This is a genomic window from Variovorax sp. OV700 (assembly GCF_900099805.1).
Taxonomy (GTDB): domain Bacteria; phylum Pseudomonadota; class Gammaproteobacteria; order Burkholderiales; family Burkholderiaceae_C; genus Variovorax.
Genome location: NZ_FNDR01000004.1, coordinates 253,829 through 280,317 on the forward strand (window position 1 = coordinate 253,829; position 26,489 = coordinate 280,317).

At 65.9% G+C, this 26,489-nt stretch carries 22 protein-coding genes; 13 read left to right on the forward strand and 9 right to left on the reverse strand.

All coding sequences use genetic code 11. The annotated features are described in order from the left end of the window. Window positions 1-15: 15 nt before the first annotated feature. The 10 genes from BLR24_RS11075 to BLR24_RS11120 all read left to right on the forward strand — a co-directional run bounded on the left by BLR24_RS11075 (window position 16) and on the right by BLR24_RS11120 (window position 10,512). Window positions 16-1,299, forward strand: a complete 1,284-nt coding sequence (locus BLR24_RS11075) for a CpaE/TadZ family protein (RefSeq protein ID WP_093017344.1) — start codon at window positions 16-18, stop codon at window positions 1,297-1,299. Between the two features lie 9 nt (window positions 1,300-1,308). Next, window positions 1,309-2,625: a TadA family conjugal transfer-associated ATPase gene (locus tag BLR24_RS11080; protein ID WP_093016740.1), complete on the forward strand. Its 1,317-nt coding sequence runs from the start codon at window positions 1,309-1,311 to the stop codon at window positions 2,623-2,625. After that, window positions 2,618-3,610, forward strand: coding sequence for a type II secretion system F family protein (locus BLR24_RS11085; RefSeq protein ID WP_093016742.1), 993 nt, complete (start codon window positions 2,618-2,620; stop codon window positions 3,608-3,610). The genes BLR24_RS11080 and BLR24_RS11085 overlap by 8 nt, the downstream gene beginning before the upstream one ends. After that, window positions 3,607-4,572, forward strand: coding sequence for a type II secretion system F family protein (locus BLR24_RS11090; RefSeq protein WP_093016744.1), 966 nt, complete (start codon window positions 3,607-3,609; stop codon window positions 4,570-4,572). The genes BLR24_RS11085 and BLR24_RS11090 overlap by 4 nt, the downstream gene beginning before the upstream one ends. A gap of 41 nt (window positions 4,573-4,613) precedes the next feature. After that, window positions 4,614-5,507: a tetratricopeptide repeat protein gene (locus BLR24_RS11095; protein WP_254787242.1), complete on the forward strand. Its 894-nt coding sequence runs from the start codon at window positions 4,614-4,616 to the stop codon at window positions 5,505-5,507. Further along, entirely contained in the window at window positions 5,504-5,932 is a 429-nt protein-coding gene (locus BLR24_RS11100; protein ID WP_093016746.1) for a DUF3613 domain-containing protein, read from the forward strand. The genes BLR24_RS11095 and BLR24_RS11100 overlap by 4 nt, the downstream gene beginning before the upstream one ends. A 79-nt stretch (window positions 5,933-6,011) precedes the next feature. Then, complete coding sequence (locus BLR24_RS11105) at window positions 6,012-6,452, forward strand: TadE/TadG family type IV pilus assembly protein (RefSeq protein WP_254787243.1); 441 nt, start codon at window positions 6,012-6,014, stop codon at window positions 6,450-6,452. Next, window positions 6,449-6,943, forward strand: coding sequence for a TadE/TadG family type IV pilus assembly protein (locus BLR24_RS11110; RefSeq protein WP_093016749.1), 495 nt, complete (start codon window positions 6,449-6,451; stop codon window positions 6,941-6,943). Before BLR24_RS11105 ends, BLR24_RS11110 begins: the two co-directional genes overlap by 4 nt. A gap of 56 nt (window positions 6,944-6,999) precedes the next feature. Next, window positions 7,000-9,036, forward strand: coding sequence for a pilus assembly protein TadG-related protein (locus BLR24_RS11115; protein ID WP_175543251.1), 2,037 nt, complete (start codon window positions 7,000-7,002; stop codon window positions 9,034-9,036). Window positions 9,037-9,084: 48 nt separating this feature from the next. Further along, the gene (locus tag BLR24_RS11120; RefSeq protein ID WP_093016753.1) at window positions 9,085-10,512 is read left to right on the forward strand and encodes a sigma 54-interacting transcriptional regulator; all 1,428 of its coding nucleotides are present in this window, start codon (window positions 9,085-9,087) and stop codon (window positions 10,510-10,512) included. A gap of 12 nt (window positions 10,513-10,524) precedes the next feature. Here the strand turns inward: BLR24_RS11120 and BLR24_RS11125 are convergent, their stop codons facing one another. The 7 genes from BLR24_RS11125 to BLR24_RS11155 all read right to left on the reverse strand — a co-directional run bounded on the left by BLR24_RS11125 (window position 10,525) and on the right by BLR24_RS11155 (window position 22,441). Continuing rightward, window positions 10,525-12,090, reverse strand: a complete 1,566-nt coding sequence (locus tag BLR24_RS11125; protein ID WP_093016755.1) for a TolC family protein — start codon at window positions 12,088-12,090, stop codon at window positions 10,525-10,527. Beyond that, a complete protein-coding gene (locus BLR24_RS11130) occupies window positions 12,087-13,403 on the reverse strand; it encodes an HlyD family type I secretion periplasmic adaptor subunit (RefSeq protein WP_093017346.1) in 1,317 nt (438 codons plus the stop codon). Before BLR24_RS11130 ends, BLR24_RS11125 begins: the two co-directional genes overlap by 4 nt. Before the next feature lie 42 nt (window positions 13,404-13,445). Next, the gene (locus tag BLR24_RS11135; RefSeq protein ID WP_093016757.1) at window positions 13,446-15,287 is read right to left on the reverse strand and encodes a peptidase domain-containing ABC transporter; all 1,842 of its coding nucleotides are present in this window, start codon (window positions 15,285-15,287) and stop codon (window positions 13,446-13,448) included. A gap of 80 nt (window positions 15,288-15,367) precedes the next feature. Then, window positions 15,368-15,643 (reverse strand): hypothetical protein, encoded by a 276-nt coding sequence (locus tag BLR24_RS11140; protein WP_175543236.1) that lies wholly within the window; start codon window positions 15,641-15,643, stop codon window positions 15,368-15,370. Window positions 15,644-15,651: 8 nt separating this feature from the next. Beyond that, on the reverse strand, window positions 15,652-18,723 hold the full coding sequence (locus BLR24_RS11145; protein WP_093016761.1) for a glutamate ligase domain-containing protein: 3,072 nt from the start codon (window positions 18,721-18,723) through the stop codon (window positions 15,652-15,654). A gap of 102 nt (window positions 18,724-18,825) precedes the next feature. Continuing rightward, a complete protein-coding gene (locus BLR24_RS11150; protein WP_093016763.1) occupies window positions 18,826-19,332 on the reverse strand; it encodes an OmpA family protein in 507 nt (168 codons plus the stop codon). A gap of 85 nt (window positions 19,333-19,417) precedes the next feature. Then, the gene (locus tag BLR24_RS11155) at window positions 19,418-22,441 is read right to left on the reverse strand and encodes a hypothetical protein (RefSeq protein WP_093016765.1); all 3,024 of its coding nucleotides are present in this window, start codon (window positions 22,439-22,441) and stop codon (window positions 19,418-19,420) included. Window positions 22,442-22,683: 242 nt separating this feature from the next. On the opposite strand from BLR24_RS11155, the gene BLR24_RS11160 reads away from it, so the two are divergent. Continuing rightward, window positions 22,684-23,118: a DUF1841 family protein gene (locus tag BLR24_RS11160; protein WP_093016767.1), complete on the forward strand. Its 435-nt coding sequence runs from the start codon at window positions 22,684-22,686 to the stop codon at window positions 23,116-23,118. A gap of 33 nt (window positions 23,119-23,151) precedes the next feature. On the opposite strand, the gene BLR24_RS11165 is transcribed toward BLR24_RS11160, so the two are convergent. Then, a complete protein-coding gene (locus BLR24_RS11165) occupies window positions 23,152-24,150 on the reverse strand; it encodes a LysR substrate-binding domain-containing protein (RefSeq protein ID WP_093016769.1) in 999 nt (332 codons plus the stop codon). A 107-nt stretch (window positions 24,151-24,257) separates the two neighbouring features. Between BLR24_RS11165 and pcaH the strand changes: the two genes are divergently transcribed. Then, complete coding sequence (gene pcaH, locus BLR24_RS11170; RefSeq protein ID WP_093016770.1) at window positions 24,258-24,983, forward strand: protocatechuate 3,4-dioxygenase subunit beta; 726 nt, start codon at window positions 24,258-24,260, stop codon at window positions 24,981-24,983. Window positions 24,984-25,009: 26 nt separating this feature from the next. Next, a complete protein-coding gene (gene pcaG, locus BLR24_RS11175; protein WP_175543261.1) occupies window positions 25,010-25,612 on the forward strand; it encodes a protocatechuate 3,4-dioxygenase subunit alpha in 603 nt (200 codons plus the stop codon). A gap of 70 nt (window positions 25,613-25,682) precedes the next feature. On the opposite strand, the gene BLR24_RS11180 is transcribed toward pcaG, so the two are convergent. Continuing rightward, window positions 25,683-26,375, reverse strand: coding sequence for a c-type cytochrome (locus tag BLR24_RS11180; protein ID WP_093016772.1), 693 nt, complete (start codon window positions 26,373-26,375; stop codon window positions 25,683-25,685). Window positions 26,376-26,489: the final 114 nt, after the last annotated feature.

Here is a 26,489-nt window from a genome sequence, read left to right on the forward strand (position 1 = left end):
CAGGTGACCGACGCCATGAACGCTCCCCGCGACAACCTCCCCGAAACCGGTGCGGAGACCTATCTCTTCGCATCGCCGAACAGTAGCCACATCACGTGGCTGACCGATGCGCTCGGCCAGCTGGGCGCGGTGGTGATCCTTCCAGCCGAGGCCAAGTCGATCGACGAACGGATCGCCATGCTCGGTCCGGCAGCGGTTTTTCTCGATTTCTCGGGCAACCATGCCACTGCGGCAAGCGAACTTCACCAGCGACTCAAGCGCGAATGGCCGACGCTGCCGGTACTGGCGACAGGTGTTTCGGCCGAGCCAGCTTCCATGCTCGCTGCTCTGCGTGCAGGGGTGGACGATTTTGTCGACATGAGCGCACCTCCGACCGATGCAATCAATACGCTGCGCAAGCTGCTCGATCGTCAAAGCAGCCTGCAAAGTCGCGCCCGCGGATGCACGCTTGCCCTGCTTGGCGCTCGTCCCGGCATCGGCGTGACAACCCTCGCGGCCAGTCTGGCGCTGATGCTCAACGACCAGCCGTCCCAAACGGCCGCGTCTTCTCATACGCGCAACGCGCGCCGCGGAGTGGCATTGCTCGATCTTGGGCTGCCCGCCCGCGACGGTCTTCTGTATCTTGACACTCAAAGCGGCTTCAGCTTTGTCGATGGCGTACGCAACCTGCGTCGCCTCGACCAGACGCTGCTGCACACCGCTGTGGCCCACCACACGAGCGGCGTCGCTGTGATCCCACTGCCAGCGAGTCTCGCGCAGGTGCGCGAGATATCGCACGCGGACTCGGTGGCGCTGATCAAGCGACTCGGCGATTTCTTCGATTTCCAGATCGCCGACCTCGGCGGATTTTCGACGCTCGATTTCGTCGCCCAGACCGCCAAGGCAGCCCAGCGCAGCTGGGTTGTGTGCGACCAGAGCATCGGTGCAATCGTCTCCACCGCGAACTTGCTCAAGGAACTGCGCACCCGCGGTGTCGACACCGATCGGCTGTCGCTCGTGGTCAACAAGTTCGACAGCCAAGTCGGGTTGCCGGCCAAGGACGTTGCGGAACGGCTCGAACTGCCGCTGCACCATGTTGTGCCGGCACGCGCCACGCAACTGCTCGCGGCCGCGAGCCGCGGCGAAATGCTGGTGCGCACCGCGCGCAATGACGCGTATTCGCAAGCCATCGCCGCTCTCGCACGCGGACTGAACCAGGAATACATGTCCGAAGCAGGCCAGCCGCCGGCCCGGCAGTCCCCTTGGGCGGCGCGAATGTCGCAAATTGCCGGATTCTGGAAAAGCTCTAGTCAAGGTTGAACTGCCCCTATGTCCAACGATCTCGAATTCGCCGACGACGACCAGGCGTTCATCAATTCCCAGCAGTTCCAGGACATCAAGAGCTGGACTCATGACCATCTGCTGAGCCGCATCGAAGAGCTCGGTGCGGAGTTCGGTCGCTGGTCGCGCGCCTCGATCCAGCAGTTCGTCGAACTGGAGGTCGACAGCTTCGTCCGGCTACGCCGCGTTCCGATCAACGACCGGGAGATGCAGCTCATCTCCGACGCGCTCACCAAGGAGCTGGCTGGCTTCGGGCCGCTGGAAGATTTGCTCAACGATCCCGCCGTCGAAGATATTCTGATCAACGGCTACCAGAACGTATACGTCTCGCGTCACGGAATGCTGGAGCGAGAGACGGTGCGCTTCGCCGATGCGGAGCACGTGATGCGCATCGTGCGCCGCATCCTCGCGCCGCTCGGCCGCCGGCTCGACGAATCCAACCCAATGGTCGACGCGCGGCTGCCGGACGGCGGCCGTATCAACGTGATCATCGAGCCACTGGCAATCGACGGGCTCTCGGTTTCGATTCGAAAGTTCCGCAAGGAGCCGCTGACGCCGGCGGACCTGGTGAAGCTCGGCACTTTCGATGCAGGCATGGCGCAGTTGCTGGAGATTGCCGTGCGCGCGCGCTGCAACATCCTCGTGAGCGGCGGCACCAGCTCGGGAAAAACTTCGCTGCTCAATGCGCTCGCAACCTTCATTCCGGCGCGCGAGCGTGTCATCACCATCGAAGACACGGCGGAGCTGTCGCTCGGCACCAGCCACGTCGTTCGGCTCGAAAGCCGCCCCGGCGGCTTCGACGGCACGGGCGTGGTGTCGATCCGCGACCTGCTGCGCAACAGCCTGCGCATGCGGCCGGACCGCATCATCGTCGGTGAAGTGCGGGGCGCCGAAGTCATCGAGATGATGCAGGCCATGAACACGGGCCACGAAGGCTCGATGGGCACCATCCACGCCAGCTCGCCGCGCGAATGTCTCTACCGGCTCGAGATGCTCGCGGGCTTTGCCGGCTATCAGGGCAGTGAAGTGAGCCTGCGCCGGCAGATTGCGAATGCCATCGATTTCATCGTGCAGATTGGGCGTCTTTCAGGTGGCCAGCGTCGAATCATCTCGCTGAGTGAAGTCACCGGCGTCAACGACAACGTGGTCGCGATGCAAGAGCTTTATCGCTACGAACCGATTGTGTCGCCCGATGGCGAGGAACGCGATCGATGGGTTTCGCTTGGCATTGCGCCGCATTCGCCCAAGATCACGCGCTTTCGCCAGTCACTGACGCGCGCGCAGCAAGGAGACAACCGTGCGTGAAGTCCTGCTGACAGTGGCTTGCCTCGCGTTGCTGCTCGCAGCCGCGGGGCTGCTGCTGTGGCAATGGGCCAAGGGCCGCCAGGCTCGGCAGGCGACTGGGCGGCATCTGGATCAGCAGATTCACGCCAGCACAGCCACTGCGGCGCCGCTGCCAATCCCTCTAAGGGATCTGCCTGGCGATGGCCTCTTGACTGGCGTGACCACGGACCCGTGGCTCGACTCCGATGCAAGTGCCGCAGCTGCCGCACCCGTCGGGGTTTTTGAAAAGGCCCTGCCCGAATGGCTGATAGGCGTGATCGACGCGCGCACGGCCACCCTGGGCTTGGCTGCCATCGTGGCGCTGGCCGCGCTCGCCGGCCTGTTTGGCGGGTGGATCGCAGCGTTGAGCGCGCTCTCGCTGTTGGTTCTCCTCGCGGTCTTCGCGGTCTGGCTGCGGCTGCAGAAGTTCCGCCGCAAGATGATCAGCCAGCTGCCCGCCTATATCGATGCGATGGTGCGACTGATCACCATCGGCAATTCCACGCAGGCAGCGTTTCAGCTTGCGATTGCCACCACGGAGGCTCCGCTGCGAGCCCAACTGGAACGCTCGGCTTCGCTGGTGCGCGCGGGCATGGATCTGGATCGAGCTTTGCACCAGACAGCCAGCAATGTCCGCATCGAGGAGATGTTCCTGCTGGCCTCCATTCTCGGCCTGGGTGTGCGTTACGGCGGACGCTCCGACCTCCTGCTGGAGCGCGTAGGCAACTTCATGCGCGACCGCGAGCAGGCAGAGCATGAGCTGCTCGCCATGTCTTCTGAAACCCGGCTGTCTGCGTGGATCCTCGGATTGCTGCCTGTGAGCGTCGGCGCCTTCTTCATTCTGACCAATCCCGGCTATTTCCTGGGGATGTGGAACGACGGGACCGGTCGAATGATGGTCCTCTCTGCAGGGGGCTTTCAGTTGTTCGGCGCGGCGCTCCTCTACCGATTGGCAAAACTGACATGACCATGACCTCCGATCAACTGGGAATCGTCAGTCTGACGCTGTTGGCCCTGGGTTTGATGGCCGGCGCTGGCGCCCTCATTGCGGCTGAGTTGCGACGTACGCGCAGCGGCAAAGTCATCGACCGCGCCATACAGCAGGTCGTGACGGCTCCGCAAGCATCGAGAGCCTCCGCCGATTCGACCGAAGAGACGGGCGCCTCGGCGAAGCCGGACATTGATTTGCCGTTCCACTGGCTCGATTCAAGAATCGGTCGGGCATTCGTGGCAGACGAAGACCGGAATCTCATCGACCAGTGCGGCCTTTCCTCCAAGCGCGCTCAGCTGATCTTTCTGGTGACCCGTGTCTTTCTGGCCTTCTTCCTTCCTTTTCTTGCCTATGTGCTGTGGAGCGCAGGCCATCAGCAGCGCACCGTCACCATCGTGCTGGCGGTCGCACTCGTCACGGGCTTCATGGCGCCGAAATGGGTGCTCGGCCGCTTTGCCGCCGCGCGGCGCGAGCGAGCGAATCAGGAGCTTCCACTGTTCATCGACTTGCTGCGCCTGCTGCAAGGCGTTGGCCTCAGCCTGGACCAGAGCCTGCAGATCATGGCCAGCGACTTCTCGCATGTGTTGCGCGTGCTCGGCTACGAGCTGACCTTGGCCAACAACCTGTACAGCCGCGGCCGCAGCCGCGAGCATTCGCTGCAGCGCCTCGCGACCCTGCACAAGAATGAAAACCTCCGCGGACTCGTGTCCTTGCTGGTGCAGGTCGACAAGCACGGCGGCGCCGTGCAGGAACCGCTACGCATCTTCAGCGATCGGCTGCGCGAACACCGGCGTTCCGAAATGAAGGAAAAAATCGGAAAGATCACGGTGAAGATGACTGCCGTCATGGTGACCACCCTGCTGCCCGCACTGGTCATCGTCACGGCGGGGCCAGCTTTTCTCGCGATCTTCCGCTCACTGGGAGCCGCCGCCAAATGAAACCATCCACGCTTTGCATGAGCTTGCGCGCCGCCCGCCGCGTGCTGGCTTTCGCCACCACCACCGCCGCCGTGGCTCTCTCTGCCGCAGGCTGCGCCGGCATCAAGGATCAATACGCCGCCAGCGCCGATGCGCAACAGCGCATGGCTGCCGAGGCGGCCGCGGATACGAAGGCAGGGGCGTCTGTGGACACTCAGGCGACCTATCTCAGGCTCGTCGAGCAGATGCAGAAAGAGGACCTGTGGTTTGCATCGCTCGCGCACATCGATGCACTCGAACAGCGATGGGGCGTATCGCCCGAATCCTCGCGCGTGCGTGCTGAAGCGCTGCGCCAGACAGGGCAGGCTGCCCCCGCCGAGGCCGCGTACAAACGCCTGATGGGCACGCCGCTGGAAAGCGCGGGCTATCGTGGACTGGGCCTGCTCGCAGGTGCGCGCGGCAACTACGCCGACGCCGTGCAGTTGCTTGCACAGGCACAGCGCCGCACGCCGACCGATGCGCTGTTGCTGAGCGATCTCGGCTATGCCCAGCTGCGCGCGGGACAGATCGACCAAGCGCGGCTTCCGCTGATGCAGGCGCTTCAGTTGCGTCCGGACAGCACGCAGGCACAAGCCAATCTCGCGCTCTATCTGGAAGTAACCAATCAGCGAGACCAAGCCACAGCGCTGATGGATGCGAATCGCATGTCCGAAACGACACGCCTGGCGGTGCGCGAAGCGGCGCAGCAGATGCGTGCGTCGGGCGGTTCCGCGGCCGCATACGGCGCGGCCTCGGCGGCGCCCCGCCATGAATCCATCGCTGCGCCCCTTGCGCTCAAGCCGTCGCGGTGGACAGGCGCGGGTGGCATGAGGACCGCGAGCCAGACGAATCCATCCGCCGCATCGAGCGCCGAAGCCCCGCTCTCACCGAATTCGACCTCACGAGGGACGCCATGAACCATCAGCCTGCCGACCGAATCGCAAAGCTGCCTTTTCACATTGCCTTGGCCGCCGCGCTTTTCGCAATGGTGACCGTGGCCTTCGCGCAAACGGATGCGAAGGCCGCGACGGCGCCAGTGGTCGCACCGGAAATCGCCAAGGCCGCCGCGGCCGAACCGCCGACGCAAGGGGCTCAGATCGCCGAGCCCGAAGAGTTCGACCCGCCGACGCTGCGGGTGGGTGATGCCACGCAAAGCCTGTTCGCCTGGCAGCGCAGTGGAGAGATTGCGTCTCCCACGCCCCGGCCTATCGCGGGAAGCGTGGCCAGCCGGAGCTACGAGCGATACATCAAGAGTTTCGATTACCCGATTCCCGAGCGCCTTGGCTCGACGGTGACAAAGTCCAACGGCGCCGCTGGCGGCGCTGCTGCCGGGGCGCGTTGAGCCACGGGAAATCCCATCGCGCCAAAGAATGCCAATGCAAGCAAGTCGCCTCGCAAGACACCGGCGCGCACAGCGCGGCGTGTATGCGATCGAGTTTGCGTTTGTGTTCCTGATCAGCTTTGCGCTGCTCTACGCGGTGATCTGCTATGGCTTCCTGTTGACGATGCGCTTGAGCCTGCAGAACGCCGCGGAAGACGGCGCTCGCGCCGGGCTGCGCTACCAGAGCAGTCTGGATGCGAGGAAAACCGAAGCAGCAGGCGTTGCGGAATTGCGCAGCGACTGGTTGCCGGGCGCCTTGAAAGCGAAGCTGGCTGTCGATGCGAAGATCTGCCTGGCCACGGGGGACGACTGCGCGCAGGCTGCGCCCCCTTGCGGGCCGGAATGGAGCAACCGTTGCCAGATGGTCGTGACCGTGGCCGTCACTGGCATCGAGGCGCTGTTTCCCGCATTCCCCAGTTTCGCGCTGCCTGACCGGGTGACAGGCAAGGCCAGCATGCTGCTCGACGGAAGGTCGCTGTGAAGCCCGCCCGCCCGCGCCTGGAATGCGCGAGGCCGCGCCGGCAGCGCGGCGTCGCCGCCATCGAATTCGCGCTCATCTTCGGCGTCCTGTTCCTGGGCATCTATGGCCTCATCACGTTCTGCGGCGTTCTCTACGTGCAGCAGGCCATCTCCCGCGCAGCGGAAGACGGCGCGAGAGCGGCCCAGACTTTCCGCAGCGACACGCCGGTGGCGGACGTGCAGGCGAATGCACGAACGGCCATCTACCGGTCGCTCGCACTCTCGATGATCACCCCTGTGTCCGCGGGCACTGTTCCATCGACCAAGGAGGCCTGGCTTCGCGCAAAGATGGCGGACCTTCCGCCTGAAGTGAATCTTTCATCCGCGGAGATCGCGGTGAAAGTGAGCTACCCGTACCGCGCCAATCCGCTCCTGCCTCCGCTTCCTCTCACCGGCAGCTGGATGCCTGACCGGCTGCTCGGCAAGGCCACGGCGACCCGGTCGTCTTTCTAGCGCGAACGATGCATTCCTTGAATCGAAGAACTCCAAGACGGCGGCAACTTGGGTCGGTGGTCATCAATGCGATCATCGCGCTGAGCCTGCTGATCATCGTTCTCGTGGGCACCGAGCTGGGCTACCTGTTCTTCCTCAAGCGCGAACTCCAGAAGACGGCCGACCTCGCCGCACTCGCGGGCGCACAGGCGCTGGACGGGGAAAGCTGCACGGGCGCAACAACGGCAGCGATTGCAAACGCCGCACAGAACATTCCTCCCACGCTGGCAGCCGTCGCTGCGGACAGCGTGGCGTGCGGCCACTGGGACCCTGTGTCCAGGCCCGCTGCACCTCACTTCGGCACGCCGGAAAGCGGTCAGAAACTCAACGCAGTGCGAGTCAGCATCAACAGAACTCCCGCGCTGCTGCTTGCAGGCCTTCCCGGCAACGAGCCAAGACCCATTGCGGTCGTCGCGCTCGCGGCGCGCAAGCACCCGCTGGCAGCCTTGAGTATCCGCAGCACGCTCGTCAGCGTGGACAGCACTCGATCGCCTTCGCTCAATGCGGTGTTCGGCGGTCTTCTGGGTGGCAGCCTCAACCTCGAAGCCGTCGGCTGGAACGGCTTGGTCTCGACTGACCTCAAGTTGCTGACCTTCCTGGACGAACTGGCGCTTGAACTGGGTATAGGCGCCGGAAAGTACGACGAGGTCCTGGCCGCCGACGCCTCGGTGGGGACATTGGCACAGGCCATGATCAATGCGCTTCAACGCAACGGAGGCACGGCCCAGACGGCCATCGACGCACTCGGGCTGATCAAGCTCGCAGCCAATGCAGCCGCGGCCCAGCCACTGCTGAAGCTTGGGACACTGCTGGGCGTGCAGTCCGGCACGGACGCCGCCGGACTGGACACCAGCATTCAGGTTTTCCAGTTGCTGCAGGGCGTGGTGCAAGCGGCCAATGGCAAGAACGGGGCGGCCGTCGATGTCAGCCTTGCCGGGGTCACCGCGAGCATCAAGGTGATCGAGCCGCCGCAGTTTTCTGCCGTGGGAAATCCTGAACTGGCCAAGCTCGATCCACTGGGCCCGAACAAGATCTATGTCCGGACGGCTCAGGTTCGGGCGCTTGTTTCAGCCGATCTCGGAGCAGCTGGTCAAGTGCTGACCACGTTGATCAGCGGCCTGCTCAATGCGCTTGATACGCTGAAAACTGCGCTGGTATCGATCCTGAGTTCCATCATCGACCTGACGCCGCCGGGCAGTTGCCCGGTCATCGCGTTGAACTGCCACACGCCTGCAAAGGCCGAAATCTCGGACGTGAAAGCGCTTCCCTTGCCGTTGCAGATCGACATCAGCATCGACATTGCGCCTGCCTCGGCGTATGTCACGGACTACGACTGCACCAACAGTGCCGACAGCAAGCTGTGGGCCAATTCCAAGTCCAATATCGCCACGCTGCGCATCGGAAAAATGGGCACTTCGCCGGCCGACGCGAAGGCCAAGGCTTTCTCGTCGACAGCGCTGGCTCCCGCCATGGAGCCCATCGCATTGGTCGATATCGGCACAGTGCAAACCAGAAAAACCTGCTTCGCGGTGGTCTTAGGGATATGCACCCTGCCTACGCAAGAGTATCTGCAACTGAACGGAACATGGACGACCCAGAAGTTGACCGCGCAGCGCACGGCTTTCGGCGGCGGAGGCGTAGGCCTCTCGGTCAACTCCCCTCCGCTCGACGGTGGCTCCGACTCGTTGCTCTTTCACTCGAGCGCACCCGGGCTGCTGAAGGAAATCGGCGACGTTGCAGCGCCGGCACAAACCTACCTGGCAACGTCCGCCACGAACGATGTGGCCGGCCTCGTGACCGGCGTCGTCAATGGCCTGCAGCTCAACTTGTATGCACCCGGCGCCTCGGCAGGATTGCTCGGTGCCATCGTGTCAACCACCGATTCGGCGGCCACCGCCGTGTTCAACCTGCTCAAACCTCTGGTCAATTCTCTTGTCTCTTCTGTTGTCAATTCGCTGGTGGAGCTACTCTTGAAAAACCTCGGTATCGAACTTGCGAACGCCGAAGTCGGCGCTCGCATGACATGCAAAGCGGGTGCGGAATTGGTGTACTGAAGTGAGCCAGTGCAAAAACACACGAACACACCTCAAGCGATTGTTCTCATGAGCGCCCCCAACTTCGACGAACTCGACCTCTTTGTCTGGGAAGGCAAGGCCGACATCCTCGACCGCATTGCGCGCTGCATGGCGAGCTTCGACGTCGAGGTGATCCGGGCCGATGGCATGCCGCCTCCTCAACAGGAGCGCGGCACGGCGCTTCGGCCTTCGGTCGCGATCATCAGCGTCACGGTCATCGACGGCGGGGGCCTTGCGCACGCGACCGAACTGCTGCAAGGCATGCCGGTGATCTGGGTGGCTGCGGCTTCGCGCGACCGCGACTCGCGCACTTATCCGCCCGAGTACCTGCACGTTCTGCCTTATGACTTCACCTGCGCCGAGCTGCGCACGATGGTGGCCAAGCTAGTGCGGCAGCTGCGCGCGCGCGACGTGGCGCCGCAGGCGCCCGACGTGCTGGTGGCGCACTCGGAGGCGATGAAATCGCTGCTCGCCGAAGTGGGCGCCTTTGCCGACTGCAACCACAGCGTGCTGGTGCGCGGCGAAACGGGGGTGGGCAAGGAACGTATCGCGCAGCAGCTCCATCTCGGCCATCAGCACTACAGCAAGGGCGCGTTCGTGGCGGTGAACTGCGGCGCGATTCCCGATGGGCTGTTCGAGTCGCTCTTCTTCGGCCACACGAAAGGCTCGTTCACCGGCGCCGTGCATGCGCACCGCGGCTACTTCGAGCAGGCGACGGGTGGCACGCTGTTTCTCGACGAGATCGGCGACCTGCCGAAGTACCAGCAGGTCAAGCTGCTGCGCGTGCTCGAGGACAACACGGTCACGCGGCTGGGCGCCACGGCGCCGGTTCGCGTCGACTTTCGGCTGGTGGCTGCCACCAACCGCAACCTGCGCGAGATGGTGGCGAGCGGCGAGTTTCGCGCCGACCTGTTCTACCGACTCGCGGTGATCGAGCTGCACGTGCCCAGCCTCGAAGAGCGCGGCGAGATCGACAAGATCGCGATCTTCAAGGCGCTGCTGGCCAATGTGCTGGGCGACGAGCTGGAGGTGCTGGGAGAAACGCCGCACTGGCTGAGCGATGCGGTTGCGGAAACGTACTTTCCGGGAAACGTGCGGCAGCTGCGCAATCTGGCCGAGCGCGTGGGTGTGATTGCGCGGCAATTGCACGCGTGGGACCAGAACCTGATCCAGCGCGCCATCGCACTCACGCGCGGCACGCCGACGCCGATGGCGGGTTCAGCCGAGAGAAACGGCTACAACGGAAGCGCCAACGGCGTCGCGCTCGACGGCAACGGTGACCGCAAGGGTTGGAACAGCAGCGAGCGAAACCGCATCATCGCGGCGCTGGAGATCAACGACTGGAAGCGCCAGGACACCGCGCAGCATTTGGGCATCAGCCGCAAGGTGCTGTGGGAAAAGATGCGCAAGTATCAAATCCTGGACGGCGAGGCCGGCATCCCCGAGGATGCCTGAGCCCACCCCGGCTTACTGACGGGTCGCCAGGCGATCGGCCCGGCGCAGCGGCGGGTTCGATGCGGTCGCGGTGGCGCCGCGGTCGGTCACGGGTTCGCTGGCGCAACTCGCATTGCTCGAGATGCACAGCGCGGTGAGCAGGCCGTCTTCGCTCAGCGCGGGGCGGCCTGGCGGTCCGAAGATGCGGTCGATCCAGGCATTGCTCGCATCGGGATCGATCCGCAGCTCACCCGTGGTGCGTGCAAGGCGCAGTTCGCTGATGCGAAGGTCGAACACGGCATCGACATAGTCGAACAGCAGGTTGTAGTAGTCGAGCTGCGCGTCGAGCACGGCCGGCAGAGTCTCGCGGCCGAACTCCATCAGGCGGCGCCGGCCGCGGAAGGCTTGGCCCGAGGTGCTGACGGCTTCCATCAGCTGCCGTTCGCGTTCGCGTCCGGACACCGTGCGCGACCATGAGGCCGACGTGAGTTCCAGCAGGTTGAGCTTCACGCCTTCGAGCTTGGCTTCCTGGTTGGCGACTTCGGCCAGCGCGGACTTCAGCCGCAACTGGCGGTCGAAGCCGTTGCCAAAGTTCCAGTTGAGCTCGAAGGCTGCGCGCGTCGGATCCTGCGGCGACACGCCGCGCGGATCCTTGCTCTTGACGACCACCGCATCCACCGTCGGCCAGATGCTGGCTTCCTGCTGGTCGACCAGGGCCTGGGCTCGCGCCACGCGGCCCTTGGCTTCGGCGATCTCGGTGCTGCGTTCTTCCGCGCGGCGCAAGGCTTCTTCGTGCGACGCGATGCGCCAGAACGCGGGTGCCGCAAGCACGGGCAGCGAATCGGTGTTGGGCGTGAATTTGAAATACGTATTGAACTTGGCCAGCGCCTCGTCGCGCTGCGCCTGAAAGTCGGACTCGCGGGCGGCCACGCTGGCGCGGCGCGCGGCCGCCATGTTCAGGTCGTTCTCGCCGGCCGCGCCAAGCGCCACGCGTCGTGCCTCGGCCTTCGAAAGCTCGGCCACCACCTCGGTGGACTTGCGTGCGATCTGCTTCTTCAGGTCGAAGCGCTGCACTTGCAGGTAGGCGGTCAACGCATCGAGCACCACCTTCTGCGAGGTGGTCACCACGGCCTCGTCGTCGGCCTGGTTTCCCGCTTCGGCAGCGCGCACCGCGGCGCTCATGGCGCCGCCATCGACCAGGCTCACGCGCGCCTCGGCGGTCAGCACGGTGTAGTTCTCGCTTCTGGCGTTGGCCGCGCCGCTGTTGTAGGTGCCGGACGCGGTGCCCATCTTGAAGCGCGGGTAGCGGGCCTTCTTTGCCGCGTCCACGCCAAAGCTGCTGGTGTTGGCGGCGGCCTGCGCGGTTTGCACTTCGGGGTAATCCTGCGCGAGCGTGATGAGCGCCTGCTTCACGCGCTGGGCATAGCTTGCGGCACCGATCGAAGGCGCGGAGAGGCGTCGTGCGGCCATCAGCTGCGCCGGCGCTTCCTGCAGCTCCTGCGCGATTGCACCCGGCGGAACGGCGAAGCTCGCGCACAGTGCCGTGCACAGGATGCCGCGGCCCACCCGGCGCCGGCCTGTCAGGATGCTCGCCCTCATGGTTCGCGGAAGGCTTCGCGCCGCAGCTTGAGCACCGGACGAAGGATGTACCAGATGAACGGATCGGTCCCCACCTTCAGGTCGACCTCGGACTCCATGCCGGCGGTGATGCGGTTCTCCGGCTGTCCCACGTAGGCCTGCCCGGTGCTGATAAGGATGCGGTAGTAGGGTGCCGCGTTGGCAATGGCCGGGTCGCGGTCGGCATCGGCGGCTACCAGCGTGACCTTGCCTTCGACGGCGCCGTAGCGCAGGTAATCGTAGGCCGTGACCTTCACGCGCGCCGCCTGGCCCACCTCGACAAAGCCGCGGTCGTTCGGGTTCAGGCGCGCCTCGATCATGACCTCGTCCTTGTCGGGCACCACTTCCATGATCGCCTCGCCAGGCTTGATGACCCAGCCCGGGCTGCCGCTGCGCAGCCCCTTGACGATGCCGTCGGCGGGCGCCTTCACGATCGTGCGCGAGCGCTGGGTGCGTGCGCGTGCCAGGTCTTCGCTCAGGCTTGCGAACTGACGCTCCACGGTCGCGAGTTCGTCCGATGCGCGGCGCCGGAACCGGCCTTCGGCCTCGGCCATCTTGGCCTGCGCCTCGGTGATGGCCGCGCTGGCTGAGATGGCGCCCTGGCGTGCCACGGCGAGCTCGCTTCGCACGCCCTCGACCTGCCTGCGCTTCTCGAGCACCTCGACCTGTCCGACCAGCTTTTCGCTCAGCAGCTGTTCAGAGATTTCGAGTTCCTTCTGCATCAGCGCCAGCCGGTCGTTGAGACCTTTCACCTTGGCCTGCTGCTCGAGCTGTTTGCTTCGGGCCTGCTCCAGGCCCGACACCGCGCCGGCCATCACGCCCCGCTGCTCGAGCGCGCGCGCTTCATACGCGCCGGCTTCGCCTTCGAGCACGCTCGCGTCGATGTCGGCGGCAAAGCTCTCGCGCCTGAGTGCCTGGCCGCGGCTCTCGGCCATGAGCCGGACGCGGGTGGCCAGCGTGGCGGCATGGCGTGCGGAGAGTTCTTCGAGGTTGAGGCCGCTGCCGCCAAGGTCGATCTCGACCAGCGACTGGCCCTGCTTCACGCGGTCGCCTTCCTTCACCAGCACGTTGCTGACAATGCCGCCTTCCAGATGCTGGATCGACTTGACGCGGTCCGACGGAATCACGCGGCCGGGCGCCACCACCACGGTCTCCATGGGAAAGCCCAAGCCGACCATGGCCAGCACCGCGACCACGCCGCCGATCACCCACTGGCGGCGCCTGCCCTCGGGCGATGCATGCGCCGCACGCTTCTGGTCTTCGTCCTGCAGTATCTGCGGCAGATCTGATTTCAAGTCGCGGTCCCCATTGCTCTTGTCTTCAATCGATGGGCTCACTCAAGCCATGGAACGGTTCGCGGCGTTGCCCTGCGGCAGCGCCTCGGCGTCGTCGCCGCCGGCAGCGGAATCGCCCAGTGCCACCAGGGCCTTCTTGACCCCGAACAGCTTCGGCACCATGACCGCCGCCGTTCCCTGCTCGACGTTGCCCTGCCCCGTCACGTGATAGACCACAGTGGCGGCCGAGACGATGCGCAGCGAGTGCGTGACCACCACCACGGTGCGCACCTTGGCCACCGCAAGCAGCGTGGCAAGGAGCGTGCGTTCGCTTTGAAAGTCGAGGTCGTTGCTCGGCTCGTCGAGCACCAGCACCGAGGGCTTGCGCAGGAAGCTCATGGCCAGCGCGAGCTTGCGCCGCTCGCCAACTGAGAAACCGGTGCCGCCCTCGCCAACCACAGTGCGATAGCCGTCGGGAAGGCGCGAGATGAAGTCGTGCGCGCCCGAAAGCCTGCAGGCCGCCACCACCTGCTCGTCGCTCTGGCCCGGCGCCGTGCGGCGCATGGTGTCGATCAGCGGCCCGCCAAACCAGTACACCTCCTGCGAGAGATAGCTGATCCAGCGCGAGAGCTCTTCGCGCCCGAATTGCGAAAGGTCGTATTCGCCGATGCTGATGACGCCGCGCGTGGGCGCGTACAGGCCCGAGATCAGCTTGACCAGCGTCGACTTGCCGGCGCCGTTGCGCCCGACGATCACGTGGAGCCCGCCCGGCCCGATGTCGAGATCGACGTTCTCGAGCACCGGCTTCTGCGCGCCTTCCGTGAAACTGAAGCTCACGTCCTTCAGCATGACGCGGCCGAGCGGTTGCGGCAGCGTCATGCCCGAGGGCGGCTTTTCGACCGGCTCGGAGAGCACTTTTTCGAGCCGCTTTGCCGCTTCCTTCGCGGCTGCCAGCGAGCGCCAGCTCGACACCAGTCCGGCCACCGGCTGCAGTGCCTTGAGCGCCAGCATGTTCGAGGCGACCAGGCCGCCGACCGTCATCCATTGCTCCATGACCGACACCGCGCCCACGGTCACCACGATGACCGAGAACACCGTCAGCAGCACCGTGGTGCCGTCGCGCGCGGTTTCGATCTGGCCGTTCTTGCTGAAGCTTTCGCCCAGCCAGGCGTTATAGGTCTGGCGCCACATCTCGATGGTCGGCCCGTCGTTCGCCTGCGTCTTGAGCGTTTCGCGCGCGTTGCAGATCTCCGAGGTCATGCGGTCGAGCCCACGGCCGCGCTGCACTTCCTCGACGCGGCCGGTGCGTACCTCGTCGGCCCACCACCAGGCCAGAAAAGCCATGATGGCAAGGAACAGCGCCACGACAGGCAGCACAGGCAAGGCCACGATGCCGATCACCACCAGCGCGAAGATTGCCATCGGCAGGTCGAAGATCGATTGCGCCAAGCCGCCGGTGACGGTGCCGCGCACCGAGGCCACATCGCGAAAGTACTGGTGCCAGATCGACGCCGGACGCGCTTCGAGCGCGCGCAGCGGGCGGTTCAGCATCGAATGGAGCAGCGCCCCCGAAACGCCGTGGTCGATGACGGCGCCCGCGTTGCGCAGCAGGCGTGAGCGCCGCGTGCGCATCCAGAACTCGATGCAGAGAAAAAACAGGATGCCGCTTACCAGCGCGGCCAGCGTCGAGACGCCGCTGCGCGACAGCACGCGGTCGTAAACCTGCAGCAGAAAGATCGAAGGCAACAGGCCGAACAGGCTGATGGGCAGCGAACGCCATGCCGCGCTCTTCACCAACGGGTAGGCAGCCCGGAACGCGGTGTGCAGCGCACCCGCGTGCGGACTGGCACCCGGCTCCTCGGGAAGTTCGGCCACCAGCTGACTGGGCAAGAGAAACTTGATCATGGGAAGGGGCCGATCCGTTCGGCAATGACGCCTGCGTCATTATCAACTGTTACCCAACTGTTACAAGGCAAAATATCACGTTACGCATCTCCGCATCGCGGCGTTCGCACCGGCTTCTGCGGGACTGTTTGGCCTCCACTCGCGCCGGGTCTCGCGGTGGTTTCCGCAAGTGCGCAAGCAGACGAGGTTTTCGCCTGCGGCGCCGCCTCGTCCTGTGGCCAGCCCTTGGTCAGCACCAGCGCGACGTTGGCGCACAGCAGCATGCAAAGCAGCCATGCGCAAAGCAGTTGCAGCCAGCCCAGCCACCAGCGGCCCGCCGGCACGGCCTTGGGTTCGAAGGACAAGGACAGGGGCATGTTCAATTTCATGGCAATGCTTTCAATACACGGGCCAGCCGGGACAGGCCGACGCCGGCGGAACTCTTGGCCAGCACCCAGTCGCCCGGCTGCAGCAGGCCTCCGAGCGCGGTCGACAGATCGGACACATCGACGAACCAGTGCGACCGGACCTTGGTGCGGATGCGCGCGTGCAGCGCACGCATGAGCGGGCCGCACAGCAGCACGCGGTCGGGCTGCGATGCGAGCAGTTCCGGCTCGAGTTCCAGGTGATGCCGCTGCGAAGCCGGACCGAGCTCCTGCATGTCGCCAAGAATCGCCACGCGCCGCGCCGGCTCGCAGGGCGCCTGCGACAACAGTTCGAGCGCGGCGCGCATCGAGCTCGGGTTGGCGTCGTAGGTCTCGTCGATCAGCTTGAAACTGCCGCCGCCGATGTGGATGGTGTGCAGGGCGCCGCGCCCGCCCGGCGGCTCGAATCGCGCGAAGGGCTCCACCGCGGCAGACAGCTTCAGGCGCATCGCCTGCAGCGCGGCCAGCGCGGCCACCGCGCTCCCGCCCATGTGCCGCCCCGGCGCATTGAGGCGAAGCTGGAATGGTTCGCCGAGCACCAGAGCCTGCACTTCGCCATGGTCGAACGCGAGCAGCCGCACATCGGCGTCCTTGTGCTCACCATAGGTCAGGATCTGGAGCTGTTGCGCCATGGCGGCTTCGGCAAAGGTCGCAAACTCGGGAAGGTCGCGGTTCAGAACGGCGCTGTCGCCCGGCGCCATGCCCTCGAAGATGCGGCTGTCCTGGCGCGCGGCGGCCTCCGAGGGTCCGCGATGCTTCTGCGAAGCGGATGAAAGCCCCGTCACCACTGTCACCATCGGCCGCACCAGTTGCGTCGACGCGAGGATGTGCGGCGAGCCCATCTCCAACACCCAGTAGGCCGCATGCCGCGGCATGCAGGTCAGGTTCCAGGCAAGGCCCGAGGGGAGGCTGACGTTGCCGTCGGGCCGTCCGACTTCGCCCCACACGGCCAGGGTCTCGGCCAGCATCGCGGCCACGGTGCTGCTGCCGGCGCCACTGCCCAGCACGCCGCAGACACGCCCGCCAAACTCGGTGCGCGCATGCGCGCCCAGTGCCAGCACGGCCTGCTGCACGTTGGCAACCTGGAGCACGGGTACCCGCTTGTCCAGATGCGGTGCGGCGTCGGCACACAGCACGGCGGCCGCGGGCTGCAACACGCCCTTGAGCGCCACGGCGGCCAGCGGCGCCTTGGCGGGCCGTGTCTGGTGCTCGAACACCACCCGCCCCTTGCGCAGGAAGGAGCGTTGCGCCACGCCGCCGGCGCGCCAGCCGTCGTCGGGCCTCACCACCCAGTCGCCGCCGGTCACGCGCGCCATTTCGCTCGCGGTCCAGACGGCGCCGTCGTCTTTCACGCTGCCGGCACCGGGCAAGGCCCGCCGCTCCAGAAGGTAACGGTGGTAGGCCACGAAGCCGGACAGATACTGCGCGACGTCGTCGACGCGCACGCGGAACGCGTGATGCCGGATGAAGAACGCGCCGGCAATGGTGGAGGGCCGCCTGAAGTACATCGCCATCTCGGGCCAGAAGAAGCCGTTCTGCAGGTAGTGGGCGCGGTACTCGAGCGCGCGGTAGAACTTCTCGGTGTCGAGCTCGTCGAGCAGGTGCCGCATCGCAGGCATGGCCTCGAGCCGCTGGAGCATCTGCTGTGCCGCCAGCATGAGTTCGAGCAGCGTGGGAAAGGTGGTCTTGCGGTCGAGCACGAAGTCCAGGTACCCGGCCACGTTCTGCAGGCCGAAGCGAAAGTACTTTTCCTGCGGGCTCCAGCGCGTGAGTTCGTTGACGCAGCAGCTCAGCCAATGGTCGTGCGCCTGCCAGTGCTGGCTCGCAATGAAATGGTCGAAGGCCTTCTCGACCACCGCCAGCCATCTGGCATCGCGTGTGAGGTCGTACAGACGCATGAGGCCGTAAGCCGCCTGGCCGTCATGGCAGACAGCGTGCGAGGCCTGCTTCAGATGCAGGTCGGCGGCGTGGAGCACGTGGTTGAAGCGCCCCGTGGCCATGTCCTGCAGCCATGCGATGCCCAGCGCCAGTTTTTCCAGCAACGGCAGCCAGTCGCGCGTGCCCATCGCCTCGCAATACTTCACCAGCGCGAGCACGCAGGCGGCATTGCCGCCCAGCTTGATCTCTTCGCCGGTGTCGATGAGGAAGGCGAGCTGGGTACCGTCCGCGAGCCTGTAGTGGCGTATGAGCGAATTCGCGAGATGGTCGAGCGCGTGGTCGATGGCCGCACGCAGCTTGTCATCCCGCGTGAGCTCCCACGCTTCGATCATGGTGTGGAGCGCGCCCGCGTGGCGCGACGCGTCATAAGTGGAAATGCGGCGGTCGAAGCACGGAAAGTAGCCGTACGCAAACAACCCGTCGCCCTGCACCTGGCGCGCAAGATAAGCCGAGCCGCTGCGCACGAGCTCGAGCACCGACTGCGAATTGAGCGCCGGCGCCTGGCGCCGACCCGCATCGAGCCCCGTGCCGACGAGCTTGTGCACGACGCCGTCCGATTGGCAAAAGACACCTGCCGTCGCAAGCAGATAGACCGGCTGGTCCGCCGGCAAGTCGAGCCGGGGCGCACGTGCGAAGCGCGTCTGCCCGTAGACCTCGAAGTTGCGCGCATTGACCACGGCGTGCGCAATGGTCGAGTCGCCGCACAGCATCGCGTTGGCGTTGAGTTCCTGCTCGGTGAACGCGGTCTCGAAGCTCTTGTCGAAAGCCAGGCCAAGGCGAAAGTAGTTGCGCTTGACGGCGGCAAGCTGTGCCTTGAACTGCGCCCAATCCATCGGGCTTGCGCCCTCGACCCAGTCGATGCGCAGCCATGGCGAGACCAGGCCGTATTCGCGCACCCGGCGCTCCACGGCCTCGGCGCCTTCGCGCCAGGCCGTTTCGAATTCGGCCGCACGCGCGTGGACCACGTGCGCGCGCTGCGAACCGTCGCTCACCGAAAAGAAAAGCGTGAAGGCCGGATATGGTGCCGGCAGCGCCGCACACACCGAGACCAGGCGCTCGTGGCAGGCCTGGAGCTGGTCGGAGAAGGACATCATTCGGCCCCGATCGAATACGGGAGCCCGGCCGCGGCCGTCATCTGCTCTCGCTTTGACGTCGCGGACCGGAAGCTCCCCTCGAAGGCATCGCGGTTCTCCGGATCAGCGGTAGCTGAATTCGGCTCTGCGATTGAGCTGATAGCCCTCCTCGGTGGTTTGGGGGGATGCGGGTTTTTCCATGCCCCAGCTGACGGCCTCGATGCTCTCGCCCGGCACGCCAAGCTGCGTGAGCGCACGCTGCACCGACTCGGCACGGCGTTGGGCCAGCGCGAGGTTGTATTCGCGGCCGCCGCGCGAGTCGGTGTGGCCTTCGATCATCACCTTGCTCGCGGGACGGTTCCGGAGAATGTCCGCGTGCGCTTCCACCACGTTGCGGTACTGCGGCTTGACGTCGTACTTGTCGAAGTCGAAATACACGATCTTCGGCACGCCGACGTTGTCGGCCGGCGGCGCGGGCGGAGGCGACTCCACCTTCGCGACCGGGGCACCCTTGTTCGAGTAGTAGTAGATGGCGTCTTCGCGCCCGCTCTTGATCGCCGTTCCGCAGGCGGCAAGACTTGCCGCGAGCGCGACGACGGTCAGTATCCGATAGCTGCTGCTGTTGTTCATTTTCAAATCCTTTCAGGGGACAGGCCGACACCGGCCTGTCCCTGGTGCTGCCGTTCTTCTTCTCCTCTGCTGCCCTTTTTGTTGCTTAGCCCAGCAGGCCGTGCAGGACGTTCGTCACGGGCGTGAGAACGTTGCCGGTCCCTGCGCCTTGATCGACCAGGCTCGTGATCGGGGTCACCACGTCGGTCACGATCGGCGCTGCTTCCGCCACGGTGTCGAGCACGCCGTGAACCGTTTCAATCGCCGGAGTGAGCGTCGGGGTTGCGCCCGCCAGGATGTCGGTCACCGGTTCGGCCACCTCGGACACGGCGGAGACCACGGGTTCCAGGACCTCGCCGACGGTGCCTGCGGTGTCGAGCACCGGATCCAGGATGTTGGCAACCGGGTTGCTGCCGCCCAGGGTGCCGCCGAGCAAGCCGTCGCTGCCAAGCAGGCTGCCGACCAGGCCGTCGTCTCCGAGAAGATCGCCGCCGAGCAGGCCACCCGCCACGCCGTCCTCGCCGAGCACGCCGCCGAGAAGGTCGCCACCCAGGAGATCGCCACCCAGGAGATCGCCGCCGAGCAGATTGCCGACCAGGCCGTCCTCGCCGAGCACGCCGCCCAACAGATCACCGCCGAGCAGATCACCGCCCAGGAGATCGCCGCCGATCAGGTTGCCCACGACGCCGTCCTCGCCGAGCACGCCACCCAGCAGGTCGCCGCCGAGCAAGTCGCCGCCCAAGAGATCGCCACCGAGCAAGTTGCCGACAAGGCCGTCTTCACCCAGCACGCCACCCAACAAGTCACCGCCCAGCAGGTCACCGCCGAGCAGATCGCCACCCAGGAGATCGCCGCCGATCAGGTTGCCGACGAGGCCGTCTTCGCCGAGCACGCCACCGAGCAGATCACCACCAAGCAGGTCACCGCCCAGGAGATCGCCGCCGACCAGGCCACCGACCACGCCGTCTTCGCCCACCAGGCCGCCGAGCAAGCCTTCGCCACCGAGCACCCCGCCCAACACGCCGCCGTCACCCAGCAGGTTGTCGACCAGGCCGTCGTCACCGAGAACGCCGCCGAGGAGGCCGTCGCTGGCAAGGAGGCTGCCGACCGCGCCGTCGCTACCCAGCAAGCCGTCTTCACCGAACAGGCCGCCGGCGAGGCCTTCGTTGCCGAGCACACCGCCCAGCAGGCCTTCGTCGCCCAGCACACCACCGGTCAGACCACCGAGCAGGCCGTCTTCGCCGCCAAGCAAGCCACCCAGCGGGCCGTCTTCGATCAGGCCGCCCACCACGCCATTCGCGCCGAGCAGGTTGTCCACCACGCCGTCCTGGCCCAGCAAGCTGCCCGTGAGGCCTTCGCTGCCCAGCAGGCCGGCGGCCGTGCCTTCTCCGCCAAGCAGGCCACCGACCAGGCCGTCGCCGGCGAGCAGGCCGCCCAATGGACTGTCGCTGCTGAGCAAGCCGCCCAGCAGGCCGTCTTCGCCCAATGGTCCGCCGAGCAGGCCGCCCAGGGCGCCGCCATCGCCCAGCAGGCCACCGACGAGGCCTTCGTCGCTCAGCACGTTGCCAAGCAGGCCGCCGACGGCGCTGTCTTCGCCGATGAGGTTGCCAACGGCGCCGTCGTCGGCGAGGAGCCCGCCCACCAGGCCGTCTTCGCTCATCAGGGTGCTGACAAGGCTGTCCTCGCCAAGCACGCCTTCGACCAGGTCGCCCACCACGCCGCCGTCGCCGACGAGGCCGTCGATGACGCCGTCCACACCGAGGGCGGAGGTCACGCCGATGAGGATGCCGTTGTCGCCCAGGAGGTTGTCGACGCCGTTCTGAAGCGCGTCCGTGAGGTGGTCGACCTGGCCGACCAGCGCGCCGGTAGCGCCTTCGCCCAGGAGGGCGTCGACGATCGGGCTCGCGGCGCCGCCCACGCTGTCGACGATGGTTTCGGCAGCATCGTCCACCGGGTCGAACTGGTTCGGATCGTCCCGCGTGAAATGTTCGCCGAGCACCGGTGAGACCAGGTCATCGACCAGATCGGTCGTGCTGTCGATGACGCCCGGCACCGGGGTGAGCGAACCGCCGAGGCCCAGGTTGTCGTCGGTCGAGCCCACCGCGCCGCCCGCGAGGACATCGCCCGGATCGAGCAGGTGATCGCCGTCTGCATCTGCATCTGCATCTGCGTCGGCGTCGGCGTCGGCGTCGGCGTCGGCATCGGCATCGGCATCGGCATCGGCGTCAGCGTCAGCGTCAGCGTCAGCGTCAGCGTCAGCGTCAGCATCGGCATCTGCGTCAGCATCGGCATCTGCGTCGGCATCTGCGTCGGCATCTGCGTCGGCATCGGCATCGGCATCGGCGTCGGCATCGGCGTCGGCATCGGCATCGGCGTCGGCATCGGCATCGGCGTCGGCATCGGCATCGGCATCGGCGTCGGCATCGGCATCGGCATCGGCATCGGCGTCGGCATCGGCGTCGGCATCGGCATCGGCATCGGCGTCGGCGTCGGCGTCCGCATCCCCGTCATCACCACTGCCAAAAAGGAACGGCACCGTCCCACCGTCGCCACCACCGCCGCCGCCCAGGGCTGCGCCAAGCGCGGCGGCACCCAGTGCGCCAAGCGCGAATTCGCCCAGCCCGAGGCCGCTGCCGGCCGCGACCTTCTTGGTGACGGCGAGTGCGGCTGCTTCGGCATCGCTGTCCGGTGGGGTCACTTGCAGGTCGCCCGAGGCAACGTCGACGTTGACTTGTTCAAGGCCGCCGGGCAGCTTGGTCGAACCGATGGTGGCATCGGTGCCACCGGTGAAGACGCCGGCCAGCGGCGCCTTGTTGCTGGCCGAGCCGGGGAAGAGAACGTTGGCCTGTCCGCCTTCGGGAACGATCACGCGGTCGCCCGCCAACAATGTCTGGTTGCCGTCGACCGGAATGCGGACACCGTCCCGCATCACCGCCACGCCCGGCGTAGCATTGGACAATGTGCCCACGCCGGCGGGTGCCGTCGTGCCAGCCGCGGCGGCAGGTGCCGGCGAGCCGAGCATGGTGGGTGCGCCCAGCGGTGTGCTGGTGGCTTGAGCGATGACCACAGGAGCGACGCCACTGGCGGCAAGTCCTTCGGTCGATGGGGTCGGTGCTTGTGGTGCGTTCATGACAGCCTCTGTGACAAAAGATGCATGTACAGGGGCAACTAGCGTGCCGATTCGTTACCGCTCTTCGATATCGGCCCAGCCAATGACGCAAGCTATTGATTCATATGGACATTTATTTAAAACGAGGCGTGCGCGCCGGCGTTGAAATAGGCCTCCGGAGCGGTCTTTTGCCGCTTCGTTACGTAACGATGTAACGTCTCGCTACCGGAACATCGACCTCCATTTCTCTTCTTCATACAGATATGTTCAACCCCTCCCAGGAAGACGTGCGCCGCTTCTTTTGCGATGTGTACGCCAAGCACCGACAGGGCTTGCCGATGGAAGCGCTCGAGACGATTGCCGCGGGATGGATCGATGCGCACCCCGAATACAACGAAGACCTGGCCGATGCCGATGCAGCGGTCGCACGCGTGTACGACGGCTCGAATGGCCGGGAGAATCCGTTTCTCCATCTGTCGATGCATCTGTCGATCAGCGAGCAATGCTCGATCGATCAGCCGCGCGGAATCCGTCAGGCCGTTGAGCTGCTGGCGGCCCGCCGCGGTTCGCTGCTCGACGCGCATCACGAGGCCATGGATTGCCTGGGCCAGATGATGTGGGAGAGCCAGCGCGCCGGCCGGCCGCCGGATGGCGACGGCTACGTGGCGTGTGTGCAGCGACGAGCAACAAAAGACTAGAGGCACATCCGCAGGGCTGGATCGGATCGCTACCTACCCCTGCGGCTTTCTCCTGGGCTGCGAAGGCGGCGCGCCCTGCTGCTTCGCGCCTTCGCGCAGCAGCGCGGCCATGGCGCCGCGCAGGGTCGAGGCTTCGGCATCGCTGCGCAACAGCAGGCCCACGGGCTCGTCCGTGCCGGTGGTTTCGATGCGCAGCCGGACCAGGCGTTCGTCCGCCAGCTCGCCGCGGGCGGCGCCAAGCGGCGTGATCCAGACCGCGTCGGACACCGCGAGCAGGCCGCGCGCCACCGCCACGTCGAGCGTCTGCAACGCATTGGCCGGAAGCACCAGGCCGCGCGCCGACAAGAAACTTTCCGTGTTGTGGCGCGGGATGGTGCCCTCGCCGTACACCACCAGCGGATAGTCGAGCACCGCCTGCACCGACACCGTCCGGGTGGACCGGGCCACCAGCGGATGGCCGGCGCGCACGGCAAACACCAGCGGCTCGGTGTAGAGCAGCTCGAAGCTGAGGCCGCCCATGAGCCGCGGATCGCTGATGCGGCCCACCACCATGTCGAGCTCCCCGGCGCGCAGCTCATCGAGCAACACCGGATTGGCCGCGCTCTTCACCACCACCTGCACCGAAGGCCAATGCTCGCGAAAGCGCGCGAGCGCCATGGGCAACAGGGCCGGCGCCACGCTCGGCAGCGCGCCGATGCGCAGCCGCTCGATGCGCTGGCCCGAGGCCGGCGCCAACGCCTCTGCGCTGGCGTCGAGCGCCTCGAGCACGCGCAGGGCGTGGGCCAGCAGCTGCTCGCCGGCCGGCGCGAGCCCCTGCACGCCACGCCGCCCGGCCTTGCTGCGTTCGACCAGGCGCGCCCCGACGATGGCTTCGAGTTCCGCGAGGGTCTTGGAGACGGCCGGCTGGCTCAGCGAGAGCCGCTCGGCGGCGCGCGCCAGATGGCGCTCCTGCGCCACCGCGACCAGGCAGCGCAGGTGCCGCAGCTGCACGTTGCGCACGAAGTCCTGGCGAAGCTTGGCGGGGGTGTTCAATTACTCTTGGTTATTCAAAACGGATCAATCTTCAATTTACATCATCGGATGGGACTTCTAAAGTTCAGTCTCCAAAACTCGATCCGCCCCACCGCAGGAGACAACGCATGTCGACCCCAACCAAGGCATCCCCCGCCATCCTCACGCCGCGCGACTGGCAAGCCCACCCCTCTTACGTCTACCCCGGCTACAAGTCGACCGTGAAGCGCGGTCCGCAGAAGCCCCTGGTTCCACTGAAGGCCTCGCTGGGCGAGCTGCAGCAGCCGGTCTACGGCCACGACAGCATCGGCGCTCTCGACCACGACCTGACGCGCAATGCACGCAAGAACGGCGAGCCCCTCGGCGAACGCATGATCCTTACCGGCCAGGTGCTGGACGAGCGCCGCCGCCCGGTGGCCAACACGCTGGTCGAGATCTGGCAGGCCAACGCCGCGGGCCGCTACGTGCACAAGGTCGACCAGCACGATGCACCGCTCGACCCCAACTTCCTGGGCGCGGGCCGCTGCCTGACCGACAGCGAGGGCCGCTACCGCTTCCTCACAATCAAGCCCGGCGCATACCCTTGGGGCAACCACCCCAACGCCTGGCGTCCGCAGCACATCCACATGTCGCTGTTCGGCCAGAGCTTTGCGAGCCGCCTGGTCACGCAGATGTACTTTCCCGGCGATCCGCTGATGCAGTACGACCCCATGATCACCGGCACGCCGGAGCGCTACCGCAACCGGCTGATCGCCGACTTCAGCCTCGACATCACCGAAGAAGGCTATGCGCTGGGCTACCAGTTCGACGTCGTGCTGCGCGGCGCCGACGAAACCCCATTCGAGAACCGTTGAGCAAGAAGGAGACACACACCATGTTGATGAGCACACAGGAAGCCGACTTCGGCCAGACCCCCTCCCAGACGGTGGGCCCCTACTTCGCCTACGGCCTCACCGCCGCCCAGTACGGCTATGACTTCGACCAGCCTTTCGACGCCGTCGTGGCGCTGGACAATGCCGCCGGCGAGCGCATCCGGCTCGAAGGCCGCGTGATCGACGGCGACGGCAACCCCATTAACGATGCGCTGGTCGAGATCAGCCAGCCCGACGGCAAAGGCCGCTATCCGCAGACGCCGGCCGAGGCGCGCGAGATCGGCTTTCGCGCCTTCGGACGCGCGGGCACGGGCACCGATTTGCAGAACCGCTTCGTGTTCCACACCGTGAAGCCGGGCGCGGAATCGCCGGGCGAGGCACCGCACGTCAACGTGATCGTGCTGATGCGCGGCCTGCTGCTGCATGCGTTCACGCGCGTGTATTTCGGCGACGAGGCCGAAGCCAACGCCAAGGACGCCGTGCTGGCCAGCGTGCCGGCCGAGCGCCGCCACACGCTGATTGCCGAGCGCGTGGAGCAAGGCGGCGCGGTGAGCTACCGCTTCGACATCCGCATGCAGGGTGCTGACGAAACGGTGTTCTTCGACGTCTGACCTCGGCTCCGGACGCAAAAAAGCCCGCTCGATGCGGGCTTTTTCACGGGAGAAGAGTGCTGCCTGCGTCTTACTGCGCGCCGTGATGGATGCGCGATTCCGGCACCGTCTTGAGTTCGCCGGGCAGCGAGCTGATGTAGCTGGCGAGCGTCTTGAGTTCGGCGTTGGTGAACTTCTTGGGCTCGACTTGCTGCGCCATCACCGCACTTGAACGGCCCAGGTGCAGGTTGTTCTTGACGCGGTATGACTTGAGCGCCACGAAGAGGTAGTCGGCATGCTGGCCGGCCAGCTTGGGGACCGTGCCATCGTTGGGCGTGTTGAAATTGGCGCCGTGGCACTTGGTGCAGCTGTTGTCCTTGTCGCGCGACACCAGAGCCTGCACGTTCTCAGGCATGGGCTTGGCCAGCGCGGCCGGCGGTGCGTCGCCTTCCTTCAGGCCCAGCTGGCTGTAGTAGGCGGCCACATCGGCGATGTCCTGGTCTTTCAGGGTGTCGGCAATGGCGCGCATGGTGGGGTGTTTGCGATCGCCGCCCTTGTAGGCGTTGAGGGCCGAGGTGATGTAGCTGGCGCTCTGGCCGGCAATCATGGGCACCTTGTGGATCTCCGGAAAGCTGGCCTGGTAGCCAATGATGCCGTGGCAGCCCACGCACATCGCAACCTTCTTGGCGCCGTCCTGGGCATTGCCCGTGACTTGCTGGGCTTGCGCCGAGACCGTCACGCAAGCGACAGCGAAGGCAAACATCGTGGTCAACAACTTGTTCATTTTGCGCGCACAATCTCGTGGAGCTACAGTTTTTCGAATCAACATTCGATTATATGCAAGGGTCCTCCGGGAACCCTCGCCGGCCGTCCAAAGGCCGCGCAAAGCGAATCGAGT

Coding starts and splice junctions, on each gene's coding strand:
- BLR24_RS11140 (WP_175543236.1), bottom strand. CDS start 15,643: ATGCCCCTGTCCTTGTCCTTCGAACCCAAGGCCGTGCCGGCGGGCCGC.
- BLR24_RS11090 (WP_093016744.1), top strand. CDS start 3,607: ATGACCATGACCTCCGATCAACTGGGAATCGTCAGTCTGACGCTGTTG.
- BLR24_RS11145 (WP_093016761.1), bottom strand. CDS start 18,723: ATGATGTCCTTCTCCGACCAGCTCCAGGCCTGCCACGAGCGCCTGGTC.
- BLR24_RS11135 (WP_093016757.1), bottom strand. CDS start 15,287: ATGATCAAGTTTCTCTTGCCCAGTCAGCTGGTGGCCGAACTTCCCGAG.
- BLR24_RS11155 (WP_093016765.1), bottom strand. CDS start 22,441: ATGAACGCACCACAAGCACCGACCCCATCGACCGAAGGACTTGCCGCC.
- pcaH (WP_093016770.1), top strand. CDS start 24,258: ATGTCGACCCCAACCAAGGCATCCCCCGCCATCCTCACGCCGCGCGAC.
- BLR24_RS11150 (WP_093016763.1), bottom strand. CDS start 19,332: ATGAACAACAGCAGCAGCTATCGGATACTGACCGTCGTCGCGCTCGCG.
- BLR24_RS11100 (WP_093016746.1), top strand. CDS start 5,504: ATGAACCATCAGCCTGCCGACCGAATCGCAAAGCTGCCTTTTCACATT.
- pcaG (WP_175543261.1), top strand. CDS start 25,010: ATGAGCACACAGGAAGCCGACTTCGGCCAGACCCCCTCCCAGACGGTG.
- BLR24_RS11075 (WP_093017344.1), top strand. CDS start 16: ATGAACGCTCCCCGCGACAACCTCCCCGAAACCGGTGCGGAGACCTAT.
- BLR24_RS11120 (WP_093016753.1), top strand. CDS start 9,085: ATGAGCGCCCCCAACTTCGACGAACTCGACCTCTTTGTCTGGGAAGGC.
- BLR24_RS11180 (WP_093016772.1), bottom strand. CDS start 26,375: ATGAACAAGTTGTTGACCACGATGTTTGCCTTCGCTGTCGCTTGCGTG.
- BLR24_RS11125 (WP_093016755.1), bottom strand. CDS start 12,090: ATGAGGGCGAGCATCCTGACAGGCCGGCGCCGGGTGGGCCGCGGCATC.
- BLR24_RS11160 (WP_093016767.1), top strand. CDS start 22,684: ATGTTCAACCCCTCCCAGGAAGACGTGCGCCGCTTCTTTTGCGATGTG.
- BLR24_RS11080 (WP_093016740.1), top strand. CDS start 1,309: ATGTCCAACGATCTCGAATTCGCCGACGACGACCAGGCGTTCATCAAT.